The organism is Geobacter sp. OR-1 (genome assembly GCF_000813145.1).
GTDB lineage: Bacteria > Desulfobacterota > Desulfuromonadia > Geobacterales > DSM-12255 > Geoanaerobacter.
This window is the reverse complement of record NZ_BAZF01000032.1, coordinates 1-26,505: the sequence shown is the minus strand read 5'-3', so window position 1 is coordinate 26,505 and position 26,505 is coordinate 1. Positions and strand designations below refer to the sequence as shown.

Below are 26,505 nucleotides of genomic sequence, written 5' to 3'. Positions count from 1 at the left end.
TTTTAGCTGCAGAGACATTGCCGGCGGCATCCTTGGCCCAGGCATAAGCGGTTTTAGCCCCTTCACCACTGAAGGTGAAGCTGGCCGGTGCCATTGAACTCCAACCTGAGGCAGTGGCTGAAGGGAGTGTGGCGCTCTCGGTGATCAGGTAGCCGGTGACGCCCCTGTCGTCAGTGACGGACAGGCCGGATACCGGGACAGTCAACGAGGTTGCCGTTGTTGGCATACTGAAACTGCTCAGGATCGGTGCCGTGACATCAGGCATAATATTATTAACCGTAACCGTCACGACCGATGAATTAGTGACGTTGCCGTTATTATCCAAAGCCCTGGCGGTCAGGATGTAAGTGCCGTTTGTCACCGATTTGGTGTCCCAGGTGTAACTGTACGGGGCGATATTACTGGCGGACAGCATGACGCCGTTGGTGTAAAACTCGACCATGCTGACCCCGACGTTGTCGCTGGCGGCGGCATTGATAGTAATGGTCCCGTTGACCACAGCATTATCGGCCGGCGCAGTTACCGCAACCGCAGGCGAAACCATGTCGTTCTCTACCGTGACACTTCTGCTGGTCTGGCTGACATTACCGGCAGCGTCATAGGCCTTTGCCGTAAGGGTATAGCTCCCCGGAGGCAGTGCTGAAGTGTCCCATGAATAGAGATAGGGAGTGTTGGTATCAGCACCTTTCAGCGCACCATTGACAAAGAACTCCACCTTGGTGACCCCGACATTGTCGGCAGCGCTGACGTTGATCGATACGGTCCCGCTTACACGGTTGGCATCCGCAGGTGAAGTTATCTCCACCGTTGGCGGGGAAATTTCCGCAACAGCCAATACATTGGAAAAGCCGCTTTCCAAACCGGAACTGTTATAAGCCGTCACGGCAAAGCTGTATGATTTTGCCGGGTCAAGGCCATCAATGGTGGTCGCGGTCTGATTCTGCACATCAATCGGAGTTGCCGCGTCAAAGGTGCCGGATTCCGGAGCATAATACACCTTATAACCTGCCAAGTCCGGCTCGGTATTCGGATCCCACCGCAGTATGACACTGGATGCAGAGCTGATGGAACTCATGCTCATGGAGAGAATGGCGGCCAGAACCGACCGGACCAGCATTTTTTGCAATCTGATTCCGTACTTGATCTGAGATGGACGGACATACCCCTCTTCAACCAGTACTTCACCGAGTTTTTTATGGGAAATGGTCTGTTTGGCTAGGGCTTTTTCTAGCTGGTCCTTGGAGATATGGCCGGTGGCGACAAGCAGTTCGCCGATCCGCAACGGGCCGTCCGATTTTTCCGTCTGATTATGCTGGAAGTCGAGCAGTGCCGTGAGTTGCCGCTCGGTCAGAAGGCCAAGGCGGATAAAGACCTCTCCGAGCCTTTCACCGGTCCTTTTCTGCTCCGCAATGGCCTGATCGAGCTGCTTGGTGGTTATCTTGCCGGATTGTACGAGCAAGGCGCCCAGGAGCCTTCGTTCACCGGCTGCCACCTTGACCGCATCGTGCAGATGGCCGAGATGTTCCTGTAGCAAAAGCGGCGCTGTGACATCTCTTTCGTGGAGAACCCCCATCCTGACCAACACCTGCCCCAGGAGTTCCTTTGTCTTTTTCTGTTCCTCCAGTGCCCGTTCGAGCTCGCGACGTGAAAGGAACTTGCCGTCCAACAGAATCTGACCGATGTGCCGTCTGATTAGATGACCCATGACTCTGCTCCTTCACCGAAGAGGAAAGTATTATTAAAATTTGTTTAATTATAGCACAAAAGTTGGTTTAATTTGTAAAGCAAAAAAAACCTTTCGTTTGTGGCTATGAACGAAAAAAGCCCGCTGTTGCGGGCTTTCTGACGATATCGACCGGAAACGGAAAATATTTTTGCTATCTTCTACCTTGTCAACTGGCGGTATCTGATCCGGTGCGGAATGTCGGCAGCGGCACCGAGCCGCTTCCGGCGGTCTTCCTCGTACTCGGAGTAGTTCCCCTCGAACCAGACCACGCTGCTTTCCCCTTCAAAGGCGAGGATATGAGTGGCGATCCGATCCAGGAACCAGCGGTCGTGGGAGATGACCACCGCGCAGCCGCCAAAGCTCTCCAGCGCTTCCTCCAGAGCCCGCATGGTGTTGACGTCCAGGTCGTTGGTCGGTTCGTCAAGCAGGATTACGTTGGCCCCGCTTTTCAGCATCTTTGCCAGGTGCACCCGGTTACGCTCGCCGCCGGAGAGCATCCCGACCTTCTTCTGTTGGTCGCCGCCGGTAAAGTTGAAGCGGGCCACGTATGCCCTGGCGTTCACAGTCTGCCTGCCGAGCTGGATCGTCTCCTGGCCGTCGGCGATCTCCTCCCAGAGGAGCCGGTCCGGATTCAGGGCTTCCCGGCTCTGGTCCACATAGGCAAGCTGCACCGTATCGCCGACCTTGATCGTGCCACTGTCCGGCGTCTCCTGGCCGGTAATCATCCGGAACAGGGTTGTTTTTCCGGCGCCGTTTGGACCGATAACACCGACAATCCCCCCTTTCGGGAGCTTGAAGCTCATCCCCTCGAACAGCAGCCGGTCACCGAACCCCTTGGCCACGCTTTCCGCATCGATCACCACGTCGCCGAGACGGGGTCCGGGCGGGATATAGATCTCCAGCTCCTTGGCCTGGCGCTCCGTGGTCTCGTTCACCAACTGCTCGTAAGCGGTGATGCGGGCCTGAGACTTGGCGTGACGCCCCTTGGGTGACATCCTGATCCAGTCCAGCTCCCGCTGCAGGGTTTTCTGGCGATCCGATTCCTGCTTCTCCTCATTGGCAAGCCGGTTCTGCTTCTGCTCCAGCCAGGAAGAATAATTACCTTTCCAGGGAATCCCCTCGCCCCGGTCAAGCTCCAGAATCCATCCGGCGACATTGTCCAGGAAGTAACGGTCGTGCGTGACCGCAATAACCGTCCCCTCGTATTTCTGCAGATGATGCTCCAGCCAGGCAACAGTCTCGGCATCGAGATGGTTGGTCGGTTCGTCGAGAAGCAGGATATCCGGCTTCCGCAGCAGCAGCCGGCAGAGCGCCACCCTACGTTTTTCCCCACCGGACAGCACCTTCACCGGGGTATCGCCTTCCGGGCAGCGGAGCGCATCCATCGCCATCTCCAGCCGAGCATCGAGATCCCAGGCATCGAGGTGGTCGAGCTTTTCCTGCACTGCTGCCTGGCGGTCGCACAGCTTTTCCATATCTGCGTCCGGATCGCTGAAGGCAGCCGTGATCTCGTTGAACTCGTTCATCAAGCTGACGGTCTCGGCCACCCCCTCTTCCACGATCTGGCGGACGGTCTTGGTTTCGTCCAGCTGTGGCTCCTGCTCCAGATACCCGACCGTGTACCCGGGAGAGAGCACGGCCTGGCCGTTGAACTCCTTGTCCACCCCGGCCATGATGCGCAGCAGGGACGATTTACCGGAACCGTTGAGGCCGAGGACCCCGATCTTTGCCCCGTAGAAATAAGAAAGGGATATATCCTTGATAATGGGCTTCTTGTCGTAATGCTTGGAAACCCGCATCATACTGTAGATGATCTTCTTGTCGTCAACGCTCATGCCCAAACCTCCGGAAATTATTGTGCCATTTCTTTTAACTGGGGATGGTGCCGAATGTCAACGGTAAAGCCAGAGAAATAGAGATTGGCAACAATATAACAATCAGTCGAACCGGGTAATGTTTGCCCGGGCAACAGCAAGGCAAGCCAGCCCCCTAAGGTCTGCATAGTGCTATAATATAAACAGAAGCAGTGGTCTTCTCCATCTCCGGCTGATGGGAGATGGGAGGAGGTAACGTCATGTTAAGAAAGATTTTGATTCTTGCCACACTGTCGATAGCCCTGGCTGCCCTTCCCGGCTGCATAATCCATGATCCAGGTTATTACCATGATGACGGAGTCTACTATTACGAGCCATACTACCGCTATTACTACGGACCGTATTACGAACCGTATCTATACGCTCCGTACTGGTTTGGCGGGTATTATTTCTTCGGCGACTTTGATCGGGGCCATGGTTTTCACGGCCACCGCGGTCATGGCGGCAGTCGCGGTCACCGGTAACTGGAGCAAATGTCTCATGTCAGTGGCGGTTGATATCGATCCGGATTACGCTGAATGACTTACGGTACAAACAAAAAAGGCGACCCTAGGGCCGCCTTTTAATGGAGATGATGTGGGGTGTCAGAAGGTGCCGCGCACCAGTTGGGCGTTGAAGACGACAGAGGTATGACCGGTTGCCGCATGTTCCTGCAGCTCAGGGATAACAGTGGGGATGGCGAACTTTACCTTGCCGTTTTCGTATTCAGCCAGCGACCGGGACGCCTTGGCCAGGCCGTATGCGGCTCCGACCAGGACACCGCCTGCCCCGCCGTAGCCGACGTAATCGAGATGGTCGCTCGGATGCTTGGTAAAGGCCAAGAGGGCGCCGCCGACGAGAGCACCGGCAAGCCCGCCGTAAAAGGCACTTTGAAAGGTTTCTACAAAGGGGTTTTCAGCGGCACGGCACGGAACCGAGATTGATGTCAGCATGGTTACTGCGATTGCGATGGCACATACTCTCGTCATTCTCTTCATTAAGCTCCCCTTGTGGTATTGTCGTTTGATGATCGATGCGAAACATTATAGCAGCATTCATGCCAGATACCAATCCGTTGCCGCTTCATAAAACTACCCGAAATACGCGCCGGTTACAACCCTAAACATTCCCGGTTCGAGCAAGGATGTTGCGGCTATACAACAATCCAGACCCTTGCACCGCACATACCGGCCTGTTTTCGTCTAGTTAGCGATCGAAAAGTGTTTTAGCGGCGCTGTTGCAAAAAGACTACATCGCCGTGATAGCCCTCTTAATGAAGCCGATCTCGTCTTCCCTGCTCACGACCTCCTCATTGAGACGGGCGGAGAGCAGCAGTTCCAGGAGTTCGCCGATCTTTGGCCCCCTGGGAACGCCGAGTTCCAGAATATCATCCCCGGTAAGCCTTGTATGAACCCCCTGGAGCTGCGTGAAATAGAGGGACAGTGCCTTCTTTGCCTCCTCGCTCCGGGTGCGCGCCATGAGGTAAAGAAGCATCTCGACCGAGAGGTTGTTGAACAGACCGTATATCTCGTTCCGCTGTAATGGTCGGCTCTTCGGGCCCCTGCGGCTGAATGCTTCCAACACCTTCTCGCCGAGTCGCCTCATCTCTGCGAGCTTTTCCCGGTAATGCTCGCTTACCGCCAGCCTCTTGCAGACGTCGATGAACTGCTCATGATCGAGGGTTTCACACAAGGCGAGGAAATATACCACCCATTTTTCATAGCCCCGGTCGAGAAACAGGAGCTCAAACCAGGAAATAACCGGTTTAACCTCTTCGATCAGCCTCCGGTTCATCGATTCCAGCTTAAGCGTGGGATGAATGAACCGCAACAACCCGAGGTTGGCCATCCGCTCGATTGCGCCCTGCGGGTCGCGCTCCTTGAGAATGATCACCAGTTCGCTGAGGAGCCGCTTCCCGCCGAGCTTGTTGAGGAAATTCATCTTGACCGCGTTCTTGATCAGGTTTTCGGTATGCTTGGCAATATGGAAGCCGAGCCGCTGCTCGAACCGTATCGCCCTGAAGACCCGTGTCGGGTCCTCGACGAACGACAGGTTGTGCAACACCCTGATATTCTGCTCCTGGAGGTCGCGCTGGGCGCCGAAATAATCGATCAGCAGGCCGAAATCGACATGATTGAGCTGGATGGCCAGCGTATTGATGGTAAAATCGCGGCGATAAAGGTCCATCTTCAGCGAAGATCTTTCCACAACCGGAAGCGCCGCCGGGGTCTCGTAATACTCCAGCCGCGTGCTGGCCACATCGATCTTGAACCCGTCCGGGAACACGATCACGGCGGTGCCGAACTTCTGGTGCCCCTTGCAGCGGCAGCCGAAACGGGCGCTAAACGTCTCGGCAAAGAGGATCCCGTCGCCTTCCACCGTAATGTCGATATCCAGATTTTCCGCTCCGAGCAGCAGGTCCCTGACAAACCCGCCGACCGCATAAACCGGGATATCGAGCTCATCCCCGATCTTGCCGGCGTTCCTGAGAATCTGCATTACCGGCGCCGAGAGCCGACCCTGCATCTGCCGGGCAAGCTCCTTGCTCCTGGTCGGAATGTCTTCCCGGGCCAGATCGTATAGCGCCTCACCGGCATACATGGACCGGAGCAGGTCGGTCCGGGTGACCACACCGACCAGCGCCTCGTCTTCAAACACCGGCGCAAACCGGCGGTTGTGGCTGACAAAGTACTCCTGAATCTCCTGGATCGCCGTGTCCGGCGAGGTTCGAAGGAATTCGGTGTGCATGTATTCGCTGACCGCCAGACGCCCCAACTGGTGGTAAAGCGCCTTCTCGACTATCCGGCGGGAGATAATGCCGACCATCCGCTCTCCTGCCATGACCGGCATGGCGTTGACATTGTAACGGGTGAGCAGTTCCCGGGCCTCTGCCAGGGAGGTTTCGGCGGGCATGGTTTTGACCGGCGAGGACATGATGTCCCGTGCCACCCGCCTGGGGTTTACCCTGCGGTGCAACGAATCTTCCAGGCTCGACAGCACCTGGATGAGCGTCAGCTCCTTGATGGTCGCGGATGCCGCCGTTGCATGCCCTCCCCCGCCCAGATCGCGCAGGATATCGCCGACATTCACCTCCGGTATCCTGCTCCGCGCCACGATATAGACCCGGTTTCCCATCTCGACCACCAGGAACAGGGCCTCAAGGTTTTCCATATCCCGCATCATATGAGCCAGAACGGCAATGTCACCGATATAGTAGTCCACTGACGACTGGGCTATGGCAATATCCACCCCGTTCAGGGTGATGGTCTGCAGCGATTTCAGCAGGTTGTTCAGCAGCGAAATCTGCTCCGAGGTCAACTCCTGGGTCATGAAATCACCAACCGTGCTCAGGCTTCCCCCCTGGCGCAGCAGCCAGGCTGCGGCCAGAAAATCGTCTTCCGTGGTGGAGACAAAAGTCAGGCTGCCGGTGTCCTCATAGATGCCGAGCATCATCAGCGTGGCCTCGATCGGCGTTACCGGAATGGCGCGTTCCTCCAGGATCCGGCAGAGAATGGCCGTGGACGAGCCGCATTCCCTGATGACACCGCTGTCCAAGCGCACATCTCCCGAAGATTCCGGATGGTGATCGTAGATATGGATCTCCACACCCGGCCGGTTGATCAGCTCCGCGAAGCGGCCGATGCGCGATGAGTGCTGGCAATCCACCAGGATGAGACGGGTGATCCGGTCGAAATCCAGGTCCTTGAGCCGGGTGAAATTGAGGACATAACTGGACGATTTGAGGAAGAAGTCGCGCATCGACTTTTCCTGGGAACCGGAAAAGACCATGAGCGCCTCAGGGTAAAGCTTGTGGGCGGCAATCATCGCGCCGAGGCAGTCAAAATCGGCATTGAGATGGGTGGTGATGACATCCATGGAAAGATTGTATCGGAGTTGCGGCAAAAAAAAAGGCGCCGTTGCCGGCGCCGGTAATTTATAGTTATTCGGGGATGGCGTTCAACGCCTTCAGAAGCTCTTCGACGTCGAGTCCGTGGGCCTGAGCACCCTGCTCCAGAGACTCATTCTGTGCCCCCATGCAGCCGATGCAGCCGAGATGGTATTCCCTCAGCACTGAGGCCACTCCCTGCGGGTTTACCTGCAGGGCCTGAGAAAATGTCATGTCCTTGTTGAAACGCTCGCTCATTGCCATATCTCCTTTATTCGTACCTGATTTCGATTATTTCATATTCCCTTATGCCGGAAGGAACCTTGGCCTTTACCGAATCGTCGAGCTTGTGGCCGATCAGTGCCTTGCCCACCGGGGAGGTGCAGGAAATCTTCCCCTGCTTGATATCGGCCTCGTCTTCGCCGACGATCTTGTAGGTGACCTCTTCTTCGGTAGCAGTGTCGTATAGCGTTACCGTGGCGCCAAAGACAACCTTGTCCGGCTTCAGGTTCGACAGGTCGACCACGTATGCCCGGGCCAGCTTGTCCTGTAGTTCGATGATCCGCCCCTCGATAAAGCTCTGCCGGTTCTTGGCAGCGTCATATTCCGCGTTTTCGGAGAGGTCGCCATGCCCCCTTGCTTCGGCAATATCCTGGATCACCCTTGGCCGCTCTTCGCGGATAAGCCGTTTCAACTCTTCCTGGAGCGCTTCGTAGCTCTCCTTTGTCATCGGAACTGAATGCGACATTTTAACTCTGACTCCTTATAAAACTGCCGGGGCAGCCTGAAGGCCGCCCCGGAGCGTGATGCCGAAAATTATGTTGGCTAGTAGAGGTAATCCTGTAATGGCTTTACCCCAAGATCTTCGCGGATTATCGCCTGAATCCCGTCAACTGCGGCTTTGGCGCCGGCAACGGTCGTAAAATAAGCTACCCCGTGCATCAGCGCATTTCGCCGAATCGAAAACGAGTCGGCAACCGCCTGCGCCCCCTGGGTGGTGTTGATCACCATGGCGATATCGCCGTTCTTGATCGAGTCGACGATGTGAGGGCGCCCTTCGAGTACCTTGTTGACCACCTTGACCTTGATCCCCTTCTCCTGGAGAAAAGAGGCCGTTCCTCGGGTGGCAACCAGATTGAAGCCCGCATCATACAGTTTTTGCGCTGCCGAGACAACATGTTTCTTGTCCGCATCCCGCACGCTGATGAAAACATTGCCGGAAACAGGCAGTTTTACCCCGGCCCCGAGCTGTGCTTTGGCAAAGGCGGTGGCAAAGTCGGCGTCGATTCCCATTACTTCGCCGGTGGATTTCATCTCCGGGCCCAGGATGGTATCGACTCCGGGGAATTTGACGAACGGAAACACCGATTCCTTGACCGCCACATGGGCCGGTTCGATGTCGCCGGAGATCCCCTGCTCCTGCAGGCTCTTTCCTGACATGATCCTGGCTGCGATCTTTGCCAGCGGCCTGCCGGTCGCCTTAGACACGAACGGAGAGGTCCGGGATGCCCGCGGATTGACTTCGAGTATGTAGATGTCCCCATCCTTGACGGCATACTGGACGTTCATCAGACCCCCTGACATCCAGCTCCAGAGCCATGAGACGAGTCTGGCGCTTGATCTCGTCAATGATTTCGCGGGAGATCGAATACGGCGGCAGGGAGCAGGCTGAATCGCCGGAGTGGATACCGGCCTCCTCGATATGTTCCATGATCCCGCCGATGACCACATCCTTGCCGTCACAGAGGGCATCGACATCGATCTCGATCGCCTCGTCCAGGAACTTGTCGACGAGGATCGGATGTTCCGGCGATGCCTGCACGGCAGTGGTCATGTATCTCTTCAGGTTTTCGGCATCGTAAACGATCTCCATGGCGCGGCCGCCCAGGACATAGGAGGGGCGAACGACCACCGGATAGCCGATCCGTTCCGCGACCTTTTCCGCTTCCTCAAAGGAGCGGGCGGTGCCGTTCTCCGGCTGACGAAGGGCCAGTTTGTGCAGCATCTCCTGGAACCGCTCCCGGTCTTCGGCGCGGTCGATGGCATCCGGTGAGGTGCCGATGATCGGCACACCGGCCTTCTCGAGCGGCACTGCAAGCTTCAGCGGGGTCTGGCCGCCGAACTGGACAATAACGCCGTCAGGCTTCTCGATATCGACTATGGAGAGCACATCCTCGTAGGTGAGCGGCTCGAAATAGAGCCGGTCGGAAGTGTCATAATCGGTGGAGACCGTCTCCGGGTTGCAGTTGACCATGATGGTCTCAAAGCCGTCTTCAGCCAGGGCAAAAACCCCGTGGACGCAGCAGTAGTCGAACTCGATTCCCTGACCGATCCGGTTCGGGCCGCCGCCGAGGATCATGATCTTATTCCGGTTGGTCACCTCGGCCTCGCACTCTTCCTCGTAGGTGGAGTAGAGATACGGCGTATAGGCGACAAACTCAGCGGCGCAGGTATCGACCCGCTTGAACACCGGCCTGACCCCAAGTGAAAGCCGGAGTTGCCGGATCTCTTCTTCATTCTTTCCCCAGAGCCTCCCCAGAAACTTGTCGGAAAAGCCGTACTGTTTCGCCTCGCGCAGAAGGTCCGTAAGGGCGGTTCGCGAACCGCCCCTACCATAATCATCCACCATATCCTTTATCGCCTTCAACTCCTCCTCTTTTTCGACGATCTGAAGGATATTGTGCAGGAACCAGGGATCGATGGCGGTTTTCTCGAAGATCTCCTCGACCGACATCCCGCTCCTGAAGGCATCACCAAGATACCAGAGCCGTTCCCAGTTCGGGGTCCGGAGCTTTTCGGCGAGGAGCTGCTGTTCCTTGCCGGTCAGCGCCCGTCGGGTCTCGGTGGTCAGATCGAACAGCCGCGATTCAAGGCCGCAGGAACCGATCTCCAGGGAGCGGAGCGCCTTCTGGAACGATTCCTTGAAGGTGCGGCCGATCGCCATGACTTCGCCTACCGACTTCATCTGCGTGGTCAGGGTGGCATCGGCGGCCGGAAACTTCTCGAACGTAAACCGCGGGATCTTGGTGACCACGTAGTCGATGGTCGGCTCAAAGCAGGCCGGAGTTTCGCGGGTGATGTCGTTGGTGATCTCGTCCAGGCGGTAGCCGACCGCGAGCTTGGCCGCAATCTTGGCGATCGGGAAACCGGTGGCCTTGGAGGCCAGGGCCGATGACCGGGAGACCCGCGGGTTCATCTCGATCACCACCAGCCGCCCGTCGCGGGGGTTGATGCCGAACTGGATATTGGAACCGCCGGTATCGACCCCGATTTCGCGGATGATGGCGAGCGAGGCGTCGCGCAGGATCTGGTACTCCTTGTCCGTCAGGGTCTGGGCCGGGGCAACGGTGATCGAGTCGCCGGTGTGGACCCCCATCGGGTCGAGATTCTCGATGGAACAGATGATCACCACGTTGTCGGCGGTGTCGCGCATCACCTCCAGCTCGTACTCCTTCCAGCCGATTACCGACTCTTCCACCAGGATCTCGTCGGTCGGTGAGGCATCAATGCCGGCAATCGCCATCCGTTCGTACTCTTCCATGTTATAGGCGATGCCGCCGCCGGTACCGCCAAGGGTGAACGAGGGGCGGATGATGGCCGGGAAACCGATCGACTTGATCACCTCCATCGCCTCCTGGCGATTGTGGGCCAGACCCGACTTCGGTATTTCCAGCCCGATCCTTTGCATCGCCTCCTTGAACAGGGTCCGGTCCTCCGCCTTTTTGATGGCCGGCAGCTTGGCCCCGATCAGCTCGACGCCGAACTTGTCCAGGATGCCCATCTCGGCCACCGCCACCGCGGTGTTCAGCGCGGTCTGGCCACCAAGGGTCGGCAGGATCGCATCAGGCCGCTCCTTCTCGATGATCTTGGCGAGGATCTCCGGAGTTACCGGCTCCACGTAGGTCCGGTCGGCAAAGTCAGGGTCGGTCATGATGGTGGCCGGGTTGCTGTTCAGCAGCACCACCTCGAACCCCTCTTCCTTCAGCGCCTTGCACGCCTGGGTGCCGGAATAATCAAACTCGCACGCCTGGCCGATGACGATCGGGCCGGCGCCGATGATGAGGATCTTCTTGATGTCTGTTCTTTTAGGCATGTACCAAATACTCCTTATTGTATTGCTGCGTGATATTCCTGAAGACTTTTAATCGCCTCTTTCCCCTGTTTCCGGGCGGCAATCCCCTCTGCTGCGGCGACCGCGGCGGCAGTGGTGGTAATATACGGTATCTTGTGTTTTATCGCGGCCTTCCTGATGTACGAATCGTCATGAATGCTCGTCTTGCCGGACGGGGTGTTGACCACCAGCTGTACCTCGCCGTTCTTTATGGCATCGGCGACATTCGGCCGTCCCTCGTGCATCTTCAGCACAGACCGGGCATTGAGACCGTTTCTTGCCAGGAAATCCGCCGTCCCCTGGGTGGCCAGTATCCCGAAGCCAAGGGAGGCAAAGCTGCGTGCCGCCTCAAGCGCTCCTGTCCGGTCGTGCTCGGCAACGGTGACAAGCACCGTTCCTTCAACCGGAAGCTGGGCATTTGCCGCCTCCTGCGCCTTGAAGAAGGCCATGCCATAGGACCCCGCCATGCCGAGTACCTCACCGGTGGAGCGCATCTCAGGCCCCAGCACCGGGTCGACCTCGGGGAACATGTTGAACGGGAACACCGCCTCCTTGACCCCGAAGTGGGGAACAGTCCGCCGTACAAGCCCCATAGCCCCCAACTTGGCGCCCAGCATCACCTGGACCGCAATCCGGGGCATCGGGATATTGCAGACCTTGGAGACCAGCGGAACGGTGCGGCTCGCCCTCGGGTTGGCCTCAAGGATGTAGACCGTGTCATTGCTGATGGCATACTGGATGTTCATCAGGCCAACGACACCCATCTCGACAGCAATCCTGCGGGTATACTCCTCGATGGTGTCGATATGCCGCTGCGGAATGTTGACCGGCGGGATGATACAGGCCGAGTCCCCGGAATGGACACCGGCCATCTCGATATGCTCCATGACGGCCGGCACAAATGCGTCGGTGCCGTCGCTTATGGCGTCAGCCTCAGCCTCAATGGCGTTCTGGAGGAAACGGTCGATCAGGATCGGCCTCTCGGGCGTTACATCCACCGCCTTGGCAAGGTATTCGCGCAGCATCGCCTCATCGTGGACGACCTCCATCGCCCTCCCCCCCAGCACATAGGAGGGGCGAACGATGAGCGGATATCCGATGCGCGCCGCAATCGAGAGAGCCTCATCGAGAGTGCTGGCCATCCCCGACTCGGGCTGCGGTATGCCGAGCTTCCGCATCATGGCGCTGAACTGCTCCCGGTCTTCGGCCAGGTCTATGGTATCGGGTGAGGTGCCGATGATCCTGACCCCGGCGTCCTGAAGCTGACGGGCGATGTTGAGCGGCGTCTGGCCGCCGAACTGGACCAGCACCCCTTCCGGTTTCTCCTTGGCGTAGATGGAAAGGACATCCTCGACCGTAAGAGGCTCGAAGTACAGCTTGTCCGATGTGTCGTAGTCTGTTGAGACCGTTTCAGGGTTGCAGTTGATCATGATGGTCTCGTACCCGGCATCCTTAAGGGCAAAGGCGGTGTGGACACAGCAGTAGTCGAACTCTATTCCCTGACCGATCCGGTTCGGGCCGCCGCCGAGCACCATGATCTTCTTACGGTCGGTGACAGAGACCGAATCCGGCGCATTGTAGGTGGAGAAGTAGTATGCGGCGTTCTCCACGCCACTGACCGGCACCGGCTCCCATGCCTCGACAACGCCCAGGGCGATCCGGCGTTCCCGGAGCTCCTTTTCCGTAATGCCGAGGATCTGCGCCAGATACCGGTCACTGAAACCGTCCTTCTTGGCTTGTACCAGCAGGTTGTCAGGGGGGAGGCTTCCCTTGTGCTTCAAGACCTCCTCCTCAATAGCCACGAGTTCCTTCATCTGACTCAGGAACCACGGCTTGATGTGGGTGCGCTTGTAGAGGAGATCGACATCGGCACCTTTGCGGAGCGCCTCGTAAATAACGAACTGGCGTTCGCTGGAAGGCTCGGCAAGGAGTTCCATCAATTCAGGGAGGGACCTGAGGTTGAAATCCTTTGCGAAACCGAGGCCGTAACGCCCGTTCTCCAGGGAGCGGATTGCCTTCTGCAGCGCCTCCTTGTAATTCTTGCCGATGCTCATCACCTCGCCCACGGCACGCATCTGAGTGCCGAGCCGGTCTTCCACGCCCTTGAACTTTTCAAAGGCCCAGCGGGCAAACTTAACTACCACATAATCACCGGACGGTGTGTACTTCTCCAGGGTGCCGTCGCGCCAGTAGGGAATCTCGTCGAGCGTAAGCCCTGCGGCCAGCATCGAGGATACCAGCGCTATCGGGAAGCCGGTGGCCTTTGAGGCAAGCGCCGACGAACGCGAGGTGCGGGGATTGATCTCGATAACCACAACCCGGCCGGTCCCTGGGTCATGGGCGAACTGCACGTTAGTGCCGCCGATCACCTCGATGGCATCGACGATACGGTAGGAGTAATCCTGAAGGCGTGCCTGCAGCTCAGGAGAGATAGTAAGCATCGGCGCGGTGCAGTAGGAGTCGCCGGTGTGAACCCCCATGGCGTCCACGTTCTCGATGAAACAGACCGTGATTTTCTGGTTCTTGGCGTCGCGCACCACCTCAAGCTCAAGCTCCTCCCAGCCGAGCACCGACTCCTCCACCAGCACCTGGCTGACCGGGCTGGCCGAAAGGCCACGGCTGACGATGGTTTCGAATTCCTCCATGTTGTAGGCAAACCCGCCGCCGGTTCCACCCATGGTGTAGGCAGGGCGTATGACAACCGGCAGGCCGATCCTTTCAAGGACAACCTTCGCCTCCTCAAGGGTATGAGCGACGTCGCTCCGTGCGGTTTCGATACCGAGACGGGTCATGGTCTCCTTGAAGGTCTCGCGGTCCTCGCCGCGCTTGATCGCGTCCAGGTTGACCCCAATGACCCTGACGCCGTATTTGTCGAGCACTCCGGCCGTGGCCAGGGCGCTGGAGAGGTTAAGCCCGGTCTGTCCACCCAGGTTGGGGAGCAGGGCATCGGGGCGTTCTTTGGCGATAATCTCGGTAAGCGTCTGGACATTGAGCGGCTCGATATAGGTAACATCGGCCATCCCCGGATCGGTCATGATGGTGGCCGGATTGGAATTGACAAGGACAATGCGGTAACCCAGCTTGCGAAGCGCCTTGCATGCCTGGGTGCCGGAATAGTCAAACTCGCATGCCTGGCCGATGATGATCGGGCCGGAACCGATAATGAGCACTTTTTTCACATCGTCACGTCTTGGCATTGCAATAGTCCCTCCTCGTCATGTTATCGAAAGATAAAAAATACCGCTCCGGCGAGGCAACACCCCGCCCAGAGATAATCGAGCTTCAGCGGCGTACCCATGTACCAGACCGCAAAAGGCACAAAAACCAGCAGGGTAATCACCTCCTGCACTATTTTCAACTGGGCCAGGGAAAACCTGCCGTAACCGATCCGGTTGGCCGGCACCTGCACCAGGTACTCGAAAAAGGCGATCCCCCAGCTCACAACTACCGCGATCAGCCAGTGTCTGGTGCGAAGGTTCCTGAGGTGAGCGTACCAGGCAAAGGTCATGAAGACGTTCGAGATGATCAAGAGCAGTACGGTCCTCAAATCTCCCCCCGCTGTTCGTCAAGCTCCTGGATCCAGCCGTTCTCAAGCCCAGCATCTTGAAGCGCCTCGATGGCGGCGTCATACTCAGCTGCGGACAGCGGCCGGTCGATCCCGGCAGTTTCAACAGCCTTGCCGGCCGGGAAATACTGGCTCATCAGCGCCACATGGGTTTCCCTTCCCAGGTTGGCGGCAATCCAGTGCAAGGTCTCGGCGCTTCCGGCCTTCGCTCCAGGGAGAACCAGGTGCCGGATGATAAGCCCCTGCTGGGCAATCCCATTATCATCGACCCGGAGATGCCCCACCTGGCGCAGCATCTCCATCATTGCTGCCCTGTTGCTCTCCCGGTAGCCGGTTGCCCCGGAGAGTTCCAGCGCTGTTTGGTCGTCACTGTACTTCATGTCCGGCAGATAGATGGCAACCACGCCGTCCAGGAGTTGCAGGGCATCGACCGCCTCGTAGCCGCTGCAGTTCCAGACCAGCGGCAGCCGTAACCCTTTTGGTATCGCCAGCCAGAGCGCCGCCAGGATCTGGGGCAAAAAGTGGGTCGGCGTAACGAAATTGATGTTATGGGCGCCGCGCCGTTGCAGCTGGAGCATCCGTTCGGCCAGACCGGCAGTGGTGATGGTCTCCCCGTTTCCCAGATGGCTGATGGGAAAATTCTGGCAGAACCGGCACATGAGGGTGCAGCCGGAAAAGAAGATAGTGCCTGATCCCTTGGTCCCCGAGATGGGCGGCTCCTCCCCCCGGTGCAGGTTGGCAGAGGCGATACGGGGCTGGGCTCCGGAACGGCAACGCCCCAATTCCCCGGCCAGCCGGTTCACCCCGCAACGATGCGGACAGAGATCGCAGCTATTCAGCCGGCGGTACGCCTCCTTCACCCGCCGGAGCAGTTCACCGGAATTGTAAAGATCGATGTAATTCATCCAGGTTTTAAACCTACCGGCTGTCGATTTTGTGCCAGATCAAGGCTGTCAAGGGAGTGCGCGGAGGCGTAGCAGAGCTACGCCGCACAAGGACTCCCGAAGACTTACGCAGAGCTGGTGCAAAAGCGGCAGCCGTCACCGATGCTTCTCCATCATTTCGACAAACCGCCCAAACAGATACTGCGAATCATGCGGCCCCGGAGATGCCTCCGGATGATGCTGCACCGAAAAGATCGGCAGTGTTTTATGACGAATCCCTTCGACCGTCTGGTCGTTCAGGTTCAGGTGCCCCAGTTCGCAGATCTCGGCAACGGAATCCAGGTCCACGCAGAAGCCGTGGTTCTGGGCCGTGATCTCGATCTTTCCGGTCGCGATGTCGATAACCGGGAGGTTGGAGCCGTGGTTACCGAACTTGAGCTTCATGGTCCGGCCATTCAGGGCCAGCCCCATCAACTGGTGGCCGAGGCAGATGCCGAAGATCGGCTTCCTGCCGATGAATTTCCGAATATTTTCCTGTACGGCCAGAAGCGGCTCCGGATCACCGGGGCCGTTGGAAAGGAAGATACCGTCCGGTTCCATGGCCAGGGCCTCCTCTGCTGGGAAGGTGGCCGGAACCACGGTCACGTCGCAGCCGGCGTCCACCAGGCAGCGGAGAATGTTGTACTTGATGCCGAAATCATAGGCCACGACCTTGTATTTCGCGCTCTTCGGCTCGATGTCGGGGTAGCCGTTCGCGAGATCCCACAAACCCTGGGTCCAACGGTACGGCTTGGTGCAGCTCACGCCGCTGGCAAGATCGAGCCCGGCCATGGACGGCAGAGCCCGTGCCTTTACGGTCAGGCTGGCATGATCGAAATCAATGGTCGAAATGATGCCGTTCTGGGCACCTTTGTCCCTGAGATGGCGGGTAAGCGCCCGGGTGTCGATCCCCTGGATGCCGACCACGCCGTTCTCCTTCAGATAGGCGTCCAGGCTCATGGTCGCCCGCCAGTTGGAATAATGATCCTGATACTCCTTGACGATAAAACCGGACAGGAACAGCTGGGCGCTTTCGACATCTTCCGTATTGATGCCGGTGTTGCCGATCTGGGTGTAGGTCATGGTGACCATCTGCCCCTTGTAGGACGGGTCGGTAAGTACCTCCTGGTAGCCGGTCATGGCAGTGTTGAAGACCACCTCACCACCGGCCTCGCCGCTCGAGCCGAACGATTTCCCTTCAAAGATGCGCCCGTCTGCGAGCGCAAGAATTGCTTTCATATCTGATAACCCCTTATTCCTTCAATCTACTTACTACTTCTTATACACTACCTTGCCGGCCACGATGGTGTAAGCGGCGGCACCCTTCATCTTCTGGCCAAGCCAGGGGGAGTTCTTGGACTTGCTGGCCAGCTTGTCCGGATCCACAATCCATTCCGCTTTCGGGTCGATAACCGTTATGTCCGCGACAGCGCCGGCCTTGAGGGTTCCCCGGCCAATATCTAGTATTTTTGCCGGGTTTACCGACATCTTCTCAACCAGTGCCGGAAGGGTCAAGACCTTTTCCTCAACAAGCTTCAAGGACAGCGGCAGCGAAGTCTCCAGCCCGATAATGCCATTGAGCGCCAGGTTGAATTCGATATCCTTTTCGTCGAGATGGTGCGGGGCATGGTCAGTGGCGATGGCGTCAATGGTCCCGTCCTTGAGGGCCGCCTTCACGGCCGTCACGTCATCGGCGCTGCGAAGCGGTGGATTCATCTTGGCGTTCGTCTCGTAACCGCGCACCGCATCATCGGTAAGCGAAAAGTAATGGGGAGCGGTTTCGCAGGTCACCTTGACCCCACGCGCCTTGGCATTCCGGATGATTCTCAGCGCCCCCTTTGTGGAGACATGGGCGATATGAACCGGTGAACCGGTGAATTCGGCCAGGTAGACATCGCGGGCCGTGGCCACATCCTCTGCTGCCCAGGGAATCCCTTTCAGTCCCAGCTCGGTGGCGGCAAAACCCTCGTTCATGACCCCCTCGCCCACCAGGGCCTTCTCCTCGGCATGGGAGATCAGCATGATCCCCATCCCTTTGGCGTACTCCAGGGCGCGACGCATCAGCTCGGCATTGGCCACCGGGTGGCCGTCGTCGGAAACCGCCACGCAGCCGGCCTCCTTCAACTCGCCCATCTCGGCCAGGCTTTCCCCCTTGCTCCCTTTGGTTATGGCGCCGATGGGGAACACGTTCACCGCTCCTTCGGCCTTTGCCTTGGCAATGATATAGGTGGTCACGGTCTTGTTGTCGTTTACCGGGGAAGTGTTGGGCATGCAGACCACCGAGGTAAATCCTCCGGCAGCGGCAGCCATGGTTCCGGAGACGATATCCTCCTTGTATTCAAGGCCCGGATCTCTCAGGTGCACATGCATATCAATCAGTCCCGGGGTCACATAGCACCCCTTGGCATCGATGGTTTCCGTCCCGGCCGGCGCCTTCACCCCTTTGCCGATCTCCTTGACCTTCCCCCGCTCGACCAGGACATCCAACGTATCATCGATATTCTGCGACGGGTCGATCACTCTTCCGTTCTTTATCAAAAGGCTCATCGGTATCACCTCGAAAATAAAATTGTCGGGGCGAATCTTATCTTCGCCCGAATTATAGGCGATCACATGGATCGCCCCTACAGAAACCTACTCAACCAGTTCGCCGCCGGAGACATGGTACAGCATCGCCATCCGCACTGCGACGCCGTTCTCCACCTGCTTCATGACATGCGACTGGTCGCCGTCCGCAACATAGGAAGAAAGCTCCACCCCGCGGTTGATCGGGCCGGGATGCATGACCATGGCGTCCTTCTTGGCCAGTTTCAGGTTTTCCGGGTTGAGCCCGTAATACCGTGAGTACTCTTTCAAGGTCGGAAGCAGGGTCTTGCCCTGGCGCTCCAACTGGATCCTGAGCATCATGACCACGTCGGCACCGTCGATCGCCTCGTTCATGTCCTTACAGACCGTGACATTGCCCAGCTGTTCGGCACCAGTGGGGATCATGGTCGGCGGGCCGGCAAGAAAGACGTGCGAACCCATCTTGGTAAGCCCCTGGATATTGGAGCGGGCCACCCGGCTATGGGTGACATCGCCGACAATCGCCACCTTCAGCCCGTCGAGCCTGCCGAACCGGTCCCGCATGGTCAGCATGTCCAGAAGGCCCTGCGACGGGTGCTCGTGGGCACCGTCACCGGCATTGATGATCGAGCATGGCAGCCGCTTGGCCAGAAAATAATGGGAGCCGGAGATTGCATGGCGCATGACGATGATGTCCGGTTTCATGGCCATCAGGTTTTTCGCCGTGTCGAGCAGGGTCTCTCCTTTGGTGGCCGAACTGGTGGATGGAGAGATGTTTACGGCGTCCGCCGAAAGCCTTTTGGCCGCGATCTCGAAAGATGTGCGGGTCCGGGTGGATGCCTCGTAGAACAGGTTGATTATGGTCTTGCCGCGCAGCGTGGGCACCTTCTTGATGTCGCGGCTGTTGATTTCCCGCATATTCTCGGCAGTGTCCAGCAGGAGCAGAATCTCCTCCTTGGTCAAGTCACGCAGGGCGATAATGTCTTTATGCTTGAATCCCATAGTAAGTTGTCCCCCCTCGATTATTTCTGCAGAAGTACGTCAACAGGTCTGTTCTCGTCGTTAAACTGTACCTGGATAATCTCTTTCTGACTCGTGGGGACGTTTCGCCCCACAAAATCCGCCCGGATCGGGAGTTCGCGATGACCGCGGTCGATCAGCACGGCAAGCTGGATAATGGTCGGCCGCCCATGGTCCATGAGGGCATCCATTGCCGCCCGGATGGTCCGGCCGGTATACAGGACATCGTCCACCAGGATCACCCGCTTACCCTCCAGGGTGAACGGGATGTCGGTCTTGCCGACCGGGAGATGCGATGCATGCCCCTTGATATCGTCCCGATACAGGGTGATGTCCACCTCGCCGACCGCCACCGGCTCACCCTCGATCTCTTCCAGCCGTCGGGCAAGATCGCGGGCGATGTGCACCCCGCCGGTGCGAATCCCCACCAGTACCAGGTCGCTAACCCCCTTGTTCCGTTCCAGGATCTCGTGGGCGATACGCGTAAGCGCCCGCTTGGTACCGTTTTCGTCCAGTATTACCGTTGTCCCGTCTCCCATTGGCACCCTCCTTTCAGATGATGGTAAGTGATACAAAAAAGCCCCTCCGCGCAGATGTGCGGAAAGGCTTCTCAAATCCTGGTCATTGAGTATTCTTTTCGTCACCTTTGCCAACCTCACGGGGTTAATTTAAAAGGTCGTTTCGTTTTTACATCTTCGCGTTGCAGAGGTCAAGAGGATTCTGGAATTTTATAACACACCTAGGGATTACGATAATGTCATGTCGAAAATCCTTACATACCGTAAATCAGCGGTAAGTGCGCACGTCATTTAGCCCGTAATTCAAGCAAGTTGCAAACGTGGCCTGCATATTGCTAAATGTTTATACAGAACACAAACGAAACTAATTATAAGTTGATTTGAACCTAATGGGAGATAATAATCATGAAACGAACTATACTGGCAGCATTGGCGATGTGTGGGGTGATTGCGGCGGCAACTTCGGCTTCGGCATATTCTCTGTCACTCAATCAAATCAATACGACTGGCTATTCAGGCCCTTATGTGAATGTTACTATCGATTTAACGACAGCCACGACTGCAACAGTCAAATTCGATGCTTTCAGCCCCTATTTACTGGTTAACGGTAAAATTGCTGATTTGAATGTAAACGCATCCGGTTTTTCTGTAGGAAGCTTTACTTCTGGTGGCGGGTTAAATAATTTCGTTTTAAATAGTGTAAATATCGACACAAACCCAGCCCCACCCAATCAACAAGTATCGATGTTTGGCGATTTCAATCTGACCATCTCCTCTCAAAATGCTTCACAAAGAGTGGACTGGCTGCAGTTCATAGTGACAAATACCAGCGGTACTTGGGCATCTGATGACAAAGTGCTTACGGCTAACACCGATGGTTATTCAGCAGCTGCCCACATCTTTGTTCCTAGTGCTGCAACTAACGCCAACACATTCTTTGTCGGTAACGGCGAGACTCCTCCCTCCGTTCCCGAACCGTCAACAATGCTGCTTCTCGGCTCCGGCTTCCTAGGTCTGGCAGCATACGGAAGAAAGAGAGCCAGGAAGTAAGTCGAAAAAACTTACACTTTCACAAAGGGTCGCCCACTGGGCGGCCCTTTTTAATTTATGACTAACCACTGGAAAGCATTGGCAGTTAATATCCATCCCCGTCTATCCCCGCAATCAAGACCACAAAAACGCCTGTCGGATTCGCTTACACTTACGAAGTAATTGCCTTTACCGGCAGGAAAAACTCCTCATCCCGCTTGTGTTTTTCATCAAATTCGGATAGATATATAAAATTTTATCCCATGCTTGGAGATTGTGTAATTGCACCAGTTGCTTATTGACCAGCTCCGGGAGATCCGTCGTCCGGTTGAGGTTTCACTTCCGGATGGCAGCAGCATCACCGCTCCCCCATGTCCTGCAGAAAACCTCGGCTCGCTCGAATTCTGTGCCGATCTCGGCATCCGTTTCCCATATCTGGGCGGTTCCATGGCCAAGGGGATCAGTTCGGTCGAGATGGCGATCGAGTTAGGCAAAGCCGGAATGCTCGGTTTTTTCGGCGCCGCCGGGTTGCCGCTGGCAACGGTCGAAGCGGCAATCGACCGGCTGATGGCAGCCGGGGTGCCTTTCGGCATCAACCTGATCCATTCTCCCCAGGAGCCAGACCTGGAGCAGGCCCTGGCCGAACTGTACATACGCAAAGGGGTCAGACTGGTCGAAGCGTCGGCATTTCTGGCGCTCTCCCTCCCCCTGGTCCGCTACCGGGTCCACGGTATTCGCCGCAGACCGGACGGAAGCATCGAAACTCCGAACAGGATCATTGCCAAGGTCTCGCGGGAAGAGCTGGCCGTGAAGTTTTTCTCGCCGCCGCCGGAAAAGTTCCTGGCGCAGCTTGTTGCCGAAGGGGCAATCAGCGGAGATCAAGCCGACATGGCTTCCCGGATACCGATGGCCCAATATGTGACCGCAGAGGCGGATTCGGGCGGGCACACGGACAACAGGCCGGCCCTGGCGCTCTACCCGACCATCAGATCGGTGGCATCGCGGCTCCAGGATGAACACAGATACGACGTAAGACTGATGACCGGTCTCGGTGGCGGGATCGGCACGCCGCATGCCGCAGCAGCAGCCTTTGCCATGGGCGCTTCCTGGATCATGGCCGGTTCGGTAAACCAAGCATGCGTCGAATCCGGCACCTCGCCGGCGGTGCGGGAGATGCTCGCTGCAACCCGCCAGGCCGATGTAATAATGGCGCCAGCAGCCGATATGTTCGAGATGGGGGTCACGGTGCAGGTGCTCAAGCGCGGGACCATGTTTCCGATGCGGGCGGCCAAACTGTACGACCTCTACCGCTCCTGCAACGGAATCGACGACATCCCCGCACCGGAGCGCGACAAACTGGAGAAGACCGTTTTCAGGTCATCGCTGGCCGAAATCTGGCAACAGACACGAGCATACTTCCTGCACCGTGATCCACGCCAGGTGGAACGCGGCGACCGGGACCCGAAACACCGGATGGCGCTGGTATTCCGCTGGTATCTCGGCCAGGGGGCTCACTGGGCTAAGGACGGAGAAGCGTCACGAACCGTGGATTACCAGGTCTGGTGCGGCCCGGCCATGGGGGCATTCAATGAATGGGTTGACGAAACCTTCCTGGCCTTGCCGGAAAACCGCCGCGTGGTTACGGTGGCAAACAACATACTTTTCGGCGCGGCACTGCTGACACGCGCCAGCTTCCTCCGCTGCCAGGGGGCCAGTCTCCCTGAAGAAACCCTGCGCACGGAACCTCTCGAAGACGCCAAGATCAAGGAGTATCTCAGGTGAATACAGACGCAGCGACCACTGAAAAGAGTACGGCCAAAAACGCTCCACTCGCCATAATCGGGATCGGTTGCCTTTTCCCCAAGGCCGAAGACCGGACAACATTCTGGGCCAACATCCGCGAAGGGATCGACGCCATCACCGAGATCCCCTCAACCCACTGGCGGGTGGATGATTACTATTCTCCGGATCAGAAGACTCCCGATTTTACCTACGGCAAACGGGGGGGCTTTCTTTCGCCGGTGCAGTTCAACCCGATGGAGTTCAACATCCCGCCCAATACTTTGGAGGCGATCGACACTTCGCAGCTCCTCGGACTGGTTGCCGCTGGCAATGCACTCAGAGATGCCGGATACGGCCCGGAACGTCAGTACGATCGTAACCGTGTCAGCGTGGTCCTCGGCGTCACCGGCACGCTGGAGCTGGTGATCCCTCTGGGAGCCCGGCTTGGCCACCCGCTCTGGAGGGCCGCCCTCAAGGATGCCGGGGTGGAAGAGTCAGTGGCCGAAGATGTGGTGCAACGGATAGCGGACTCCTACGTGCCCTGGCAGGAAAATTCCTTTCCCGGACTGCTCGGCAACGTGGTTGCCGGCAGGATCAGCAAACAGTACGATCTCGGCGGCACCAACTGCGTGGTTGACGCCGCCTGCGCCAGCTCCTTCAGCGCCCTGCATCTGGCCAGCATGGAACTGGCCACCGGCAAATCTGACATGGTGGTCACCGGCGGCATCGACACCTTCAACGACATCTTCATGTACATGTGCTTCAGCAAGACTCCGGCCCTATCCCCCACCGGAAACGCCAAGCCGTTCGATGCCAGCGGCGACGGCACTATTCTCGGCGAGGGTCTCGGCATAGTGGTCATCAAGCGGCTTGCCGATGCCGAGCGGGATGGCGACCGAATCTATTGCGTGATCAAGGGTGTTGGTTCTTCCAGCGACGGCAAGGGGGACGCCATTTACGCGCCGAGCGCTACGGGGCAGAAAAAGGCCCTGCTCGATGCCTATGAGCGCGCCGGAGTTACTCCGGACAGCATCGGTTTGATTGAGGCCCACGGCACAGGGACCAAGGTGGGCGATGGCGTTGAAGTTTCCGCCCTGCGTGAAGTCTACGGGGAAGCCGACACACCCTGGTGCGCCCTCGGCTCGGTAAAGTCGCAGATCGGCCATACAAAAGCCTCCGCAGGATCGGCCGGCCTGATAAAGGCAGCACTTGCCCTGCATCACAAGGTCATTCCGCCGACAATCAAGGTGACGCAACCCTTGGATGAGGTTACCGCCGCACACTCCCCGTTCTATCTTCCGGCCACAAAGCGCCCCTGGCTTGCCGTCAAGGGGGTGCCGAGGCGCGCCGCGGTCAGCGCCTTCGGTTTCGGCGGTTCCAACTTCCACACCGTGCTGGAAGAGTACGTTCCGCAGAAACTTTCGGCAGACTGGGACGGCACCGTTCAGATACTCCCCTTTGCCGCAGCAAACCCGAGCGAACTGGAAGAGGTCATCTCCGAATTCCCGACCGACCTGTCATGGGACGAATTGCGCACAAGAGCGGCCAAGCTCCGTGCCGTATTCGAGCCGTCGGCCGGCTGCCGGCTGGCGCTGGTAATGGAACGGGACAAGACCAATCTGGCTTCGCTGGTCGCCAATGCCAACTCCATGCTTCGCAGCAACCGGGCAAGCAGCTGGCAGACTCCGGACGGCGCCTACTTCTCTTGTTCGTCGGCCCCGGGCAAGATCGGCTACCTCTTCCCGGGCCAGGGTTCACAGTATGTGGGAATGCTGCGCGACCTGGCCTGCGCCTTCCCGGAACTCTTCTCGGTCTTGTCGGCTGCAGATGACGGTTTCGATCCGAGCGGCAGTCGGAGGCTCTCGGATTTCATCTACCCGAAACAATCTTTCGGCGCTTCGGTCCGCGACCAGCAGGAATCTGAACTGCGCGCCACCGATATTGCCCAGCCCGCAATAGGCGCGGTAAGCCTCGGTTCCCTGAGGCTGCTCGAATCGTTCGGACTGGAGCCGGATTCGGTTGCCGGTCACAGTTATGGCGAGCTTACGGCCCTCTGTGCCGCCGGAATACTCGATGAGACCTCGTTCCATAGTCTCTCGCGCCTCAGGGGCATCCTCATGGCAGCCGGAGAAGGCGACCGGGGAGGGATGCTCGCGGTCCCGGCCCCTCTTGAGACGGTGGAAAGGGTGATCGCGGAAGAGCAGCTCGACCTGGTGATTGCCAACCGCAACTCCCCGGCCCAGGCGGTCCTGTCCGGAAAGACTCCGGAGATCGAACGCGCCGCCAGCGCATTCTCGATGCGGAAGATCCAGTCAAAAATGCTGCCGGTAGCGGCAGCATTCCACAGCCCTCTGGTGGCCGGAGCAGCGGAACCGTTCCTGGCAGCGCTCGCCGACATCGAACTGCACAGTCCTACGATCAGGGTATATGCAAACAGTACCGGTGATCTGTACCCCCCGGATCTTTCCGAGACCAGGGGACTGATTGCCGGTCAGCTGGCACGACCGGTGGAGTTCGTCGCCGAAATCGAAGCAATGTACGCTGCCGGTATCCGGACTTTTGTCGAGGTCGGTCCCGGCACCCGCCTGACCGGCCTGGTTAAAGCGATCCTCGGCGAACGCGAACATGTTGCCGTTGCCGTCGACTCCTCAAACGGCAAACGGTCCGGTATTGCCGATCTTGCCCGCCTGATGGCACAGATATCTGTCCATGGCCATGATGCCAGGCTGACCGAATGGGATGCCGGATACCGGCCCCCGGCATCGGCAAGCGGCAAAAAACCGGCCATGACCATTCCGATCTGCGGGGCAAACTATATCAAGCCAAGACCGAAGCGCCCGCCGGTCGAACCAAAGGTGACGGTTGCCGTCATTCCGGCGTCTTCTCCCGGCAACAACGCGACTGCCGCGGAACCACATCGGCCGGTTCAACCTCCTGCATCCAGGGATGGCATTGCCGAGTCGCTCCGGGTTACCCGGGAAAGCATGGCACTGCTGCAGAAGATGCAGGAGGAAACCGCCCGTCTGCACCACCGCTTTCTGGAAGGCCAGGAAACCGCGAGCAAGACGCTGCAGATGCTACTGGACCAGCAGCACCGGCTTTTCAATACCAACAGCGTCCCACACTCTCTGGTCTCGGCTCCGGTTGCGCCGGTCCCGGAAAGACCGGCGTCGATTCCGTTGCCGACTGCAGTTGTTCCCCCGGCTCCGGCACAACCCCTGCCAGCTCCTGTTGCCGCGGTATCGAGCCAGGTCTCGGCGACGCTTCTGGCAGTGGTGAGCGAGAAGACCGGCTATCCGGCCGAGATGCTGGAACTGGAGATGGGACTGGATTCCGATCTCGGCATCGACTCCATCAAGCGGGTCGAGATCCTCTCCACCCTGCAGGAGCGGCTCCCCGGCGCCCCGGTTATCGGCCCGGAGCAGCTCGGCACCCTCCATACCCTTGGCGAGATCGTCACCTTCCTCAATGCTGGTGTATCCGTAGGGGCGCCGCTTGCTGCCCCCTCATCAATCCCTGCAATACAG

The 26,505-nt window shown here is 58.0% G+C and carries 17 protein-coding genes and 1 pseudogene; 4 read left to right on the top strand and 14 right to left on the bottom strand.

All coding sequences use genetic code 11. From position 1 onward, the window contains the following. Together OR1_RS19680 and ettA are read right to left on the bottom strand one after the other, a co-directional pair. Positions 1–1,705: Ig-like domain-containing protein (locus OR1_RS19680; protein WP_052440697.1), on the bottom strand; the 1,705-nt coding region annotated here is incomplete at its 3' end. A gap of 179 nt (positions 1,706–1,884) precedes the next feature. After that, the gene (gene ettA, locus OR1_RS19675; protein WP_041974665.1) at positions 1,885–3,561 is read right to left on the bottom strand and encodes an energy-dependent translational throttle protein EttA; all 1,677 of its coding nucleotides are present in this window, start codon (positions 3,559–3,561) and stop codon (positions 1,885–1,887) included. A 239-nt stretch (positions 3,562–3,800) separates the two neighbouring features. Here ettA and OR1_RS19670 point away from each other — a divergent pair, with 239 nt between their 5' ends. Further along, positions 3,801–4,064, top strand: a complete 264-nt coding sequence (locus OR1_RS19670) for a hypothetical protein (protein ID WP_041974663.1) — start codon at positions 3,801–3,803, stop codon at positions 4,062–4,064. A gap of 120 nt (positions 4,065–4,184) precedes the next feature. On the opposite strand, the gene OR1_RS19665 is transcribed toward OR1_RS19670, so the two are convergent. From OR1_RS19665 to pyrR, 12 genes and pseudogenes are all read right to left on the bottom strand, one after another. Then, complete coding sequence (locus OR1_RS19665; RefSeq protein WP_041974661.1) at positions 4,185–4,577, bottom strand: hypothetical protein; 393 nt, start codon at positions 4,575–4,577, stop codon at positions 4,185–4,187. A 250-nt stretch (positions 4,578–4,827) separates the two neighbouring features. Continuing rightward, positions 4,828–7,455 carry an A-adding tRNA nucleotidyltransferase gene (locus tag OR1_RS19660; RefSeq protein ID WP_041974670.1) on the bottom strand — a complete coding sequence of 876 codons (2,628 nt, stop codon included), beginning with the start codon at positions 7,453–7,455 and terminating at the stop codon, positions 4,828–4,830. 64 nt (positions 7,456–7,519) lie between these two features. Next, positions 7,520–7,723: a DUF1858 domain-containing protein gene (locus OR1_RS19655; RefSeq protein ID WP_041974659.1), complete on the bottom strand. Its 204-nt coding sequence runs from the start codon at positions 7,721–7,723 to the stop codon at positions 7,520–7,522. Positions 7,724–7,736: 13 nt separating this feature from the next. After that, complete coding sequence (gene greA / locus OR1_RS19650) at positions 7,737–8,213, bottom strand: transcription elongation factor GreA (RefSeq protein WP_041974657.1); 477 nt, start codon at positions 8,211–8,213, stop codon at positions 7,737–7,739. Positions 8,214–8,290: 77 nt separating this feature from the next. Then, a pseudogene (gene carB, locus OR1_RS19645) lies at positions 8,291–11,558 on the bottom strand (carbamoyl-phosphate synthase large subunit). A 14-nt stretch (positions 11,559–11,572) separates the two neighbouring features. After that, positions 11,573–14,773 carry a carbamoyl-phosphate synthase large subunit gene (gene carB / locus OR1_RS19640; protein ID WP_041974655.1) on the bottom strand — a complete coding sequence of 1,067 codons (3,201 nt, stop codon included), beginning with the start codon at positions 14,771–14,773 and terminating at the stop codon, positions 11,573–11,575. A 23-nt stretch (positions 14,774–14,796) separates the two neighbouring features. Next, complete coding sequence (locus OR1_RS19635; RefSeq protein ID WP_041974653.1) at positions 14,797–15,123, bottom strand: DMT family protein; 327 nt, start codon at positions 15,121–15,123, stop codon at positions 14,797–14,799. After that, the gene (locus tag OR1_RS19630; protein ID WP_041974651.1) at positions 15,120–16,046 is read right to left on the bottom strand and encodes a radical SAM protein; all 927 of its coding nucleotides are present in this window, start codon (positions 16,044–16,046) and stop codon (positions 15,120–15,122) included. The genes OR1_RS19635 and OR1_RS19630 overlap by 4 nt, the downstream gene beginning before the upstream one ends. Positions 16,047–16,181: 135 nt before the next feature. Continuing rightward, positions 16,182–17,303: a glutamine-hydrolyzing carbamoyl-phosphate synthase small subunit gene (gene carA, locus OR1_RS19625; protein WP_041974649.1), complete on the bottom strand. Its 1,122-nt coding sequence runs from the start codon at positions 17,301–17,303 to the stop codon at positions 16,182–16,184. A gap of 33 nt (positions 17,304–17,336) precedes the next feature. Beyond that, positions 17,337–18,611 carry a dihydroorotase gene (locus OR1_RS19620; protein WP_041974667.1) on the bottom strand — a complete coding sequence of 425 codons (1,275 nt, stop codon included), beginning with the start codon at positions 18,609–18,611 and terminating at the stop codon, positions 17,337–17,339. Positions 18,612–18,698: 87 nt separating this feature from the next. Beyond that, on the bottom strand, positions 18,699–19,631 hold the full coding sequence (locus OR1_RS19615) for an aspartate carbamoyltransferase catalytic subunit (protein ID WP_041974647.1): 933 nt from the start codon (positions 19,629–19,631) through the stop codon (positions 18,699–18,701). Positions 19,632–19,651: 20 nt separating this feature from the next. Continuing rightward, positions 19,652–20,188 carry a bifunctional pyr operon transcriptional regulator/uracil phosphoribosyltransferase PyrR gene (gene pyrR / locus OR1_RS19610; RefSeq protein WP_041974645.1) on the bottom strand — a complete coding sequence of 179 codons (537 nt, stop codon included), beginning with the start codon at positions 20,186–20,188 and terminating at the stop codon, positions 19,652–19,654. Between the two features lie 384 nt (positions 20,189–20,572). Here pyrR and OR1_RS19605 point away from each other — a divergent pair, with 384 nt between their 5' ends. The 3 genes from OR1_RS19605 to OR1_RS19595 form a co-directional block, all read left to right on the top strand. Continuing rightward, positions 20,573–21,217 carry a PEP-CTERM sorting domain-containing protein gene (locus tag OR1_RS19605; protein WP_041974643.1) on the top strand — a complete coding sequence of 215 codons (645 nt, stop codon included), beginning with the start codon at positions 20,573–20,575 and terminating at the stop codon, positions 21,215–21,217. A gap of 294 nt (positions 21,218–21,511) precedes the next feature. After that, positions 21,512–22,978, top strand: coding sequence for a PfaD family polyunsaturated fatty acid/polyketide biosynthesis protein (locus OR1_RS19600; protein WP_370543382.1), 1,467 nt, complete (start codon positions 21,512–21,514; stop codon positions 22,976–22,978). After that, positions 22,975–26,505, top strand: a 3,531-nt coding sequence (locus tag OR1_RS19595; RefSeq protein WP_041974641.1) for a type I polyketide synthase, incomplete at its 3' end; no start/stop codon positions are given. The genes OR1_RS19600 and OR1_RS19595, both read left to right, overlap by 4 nt.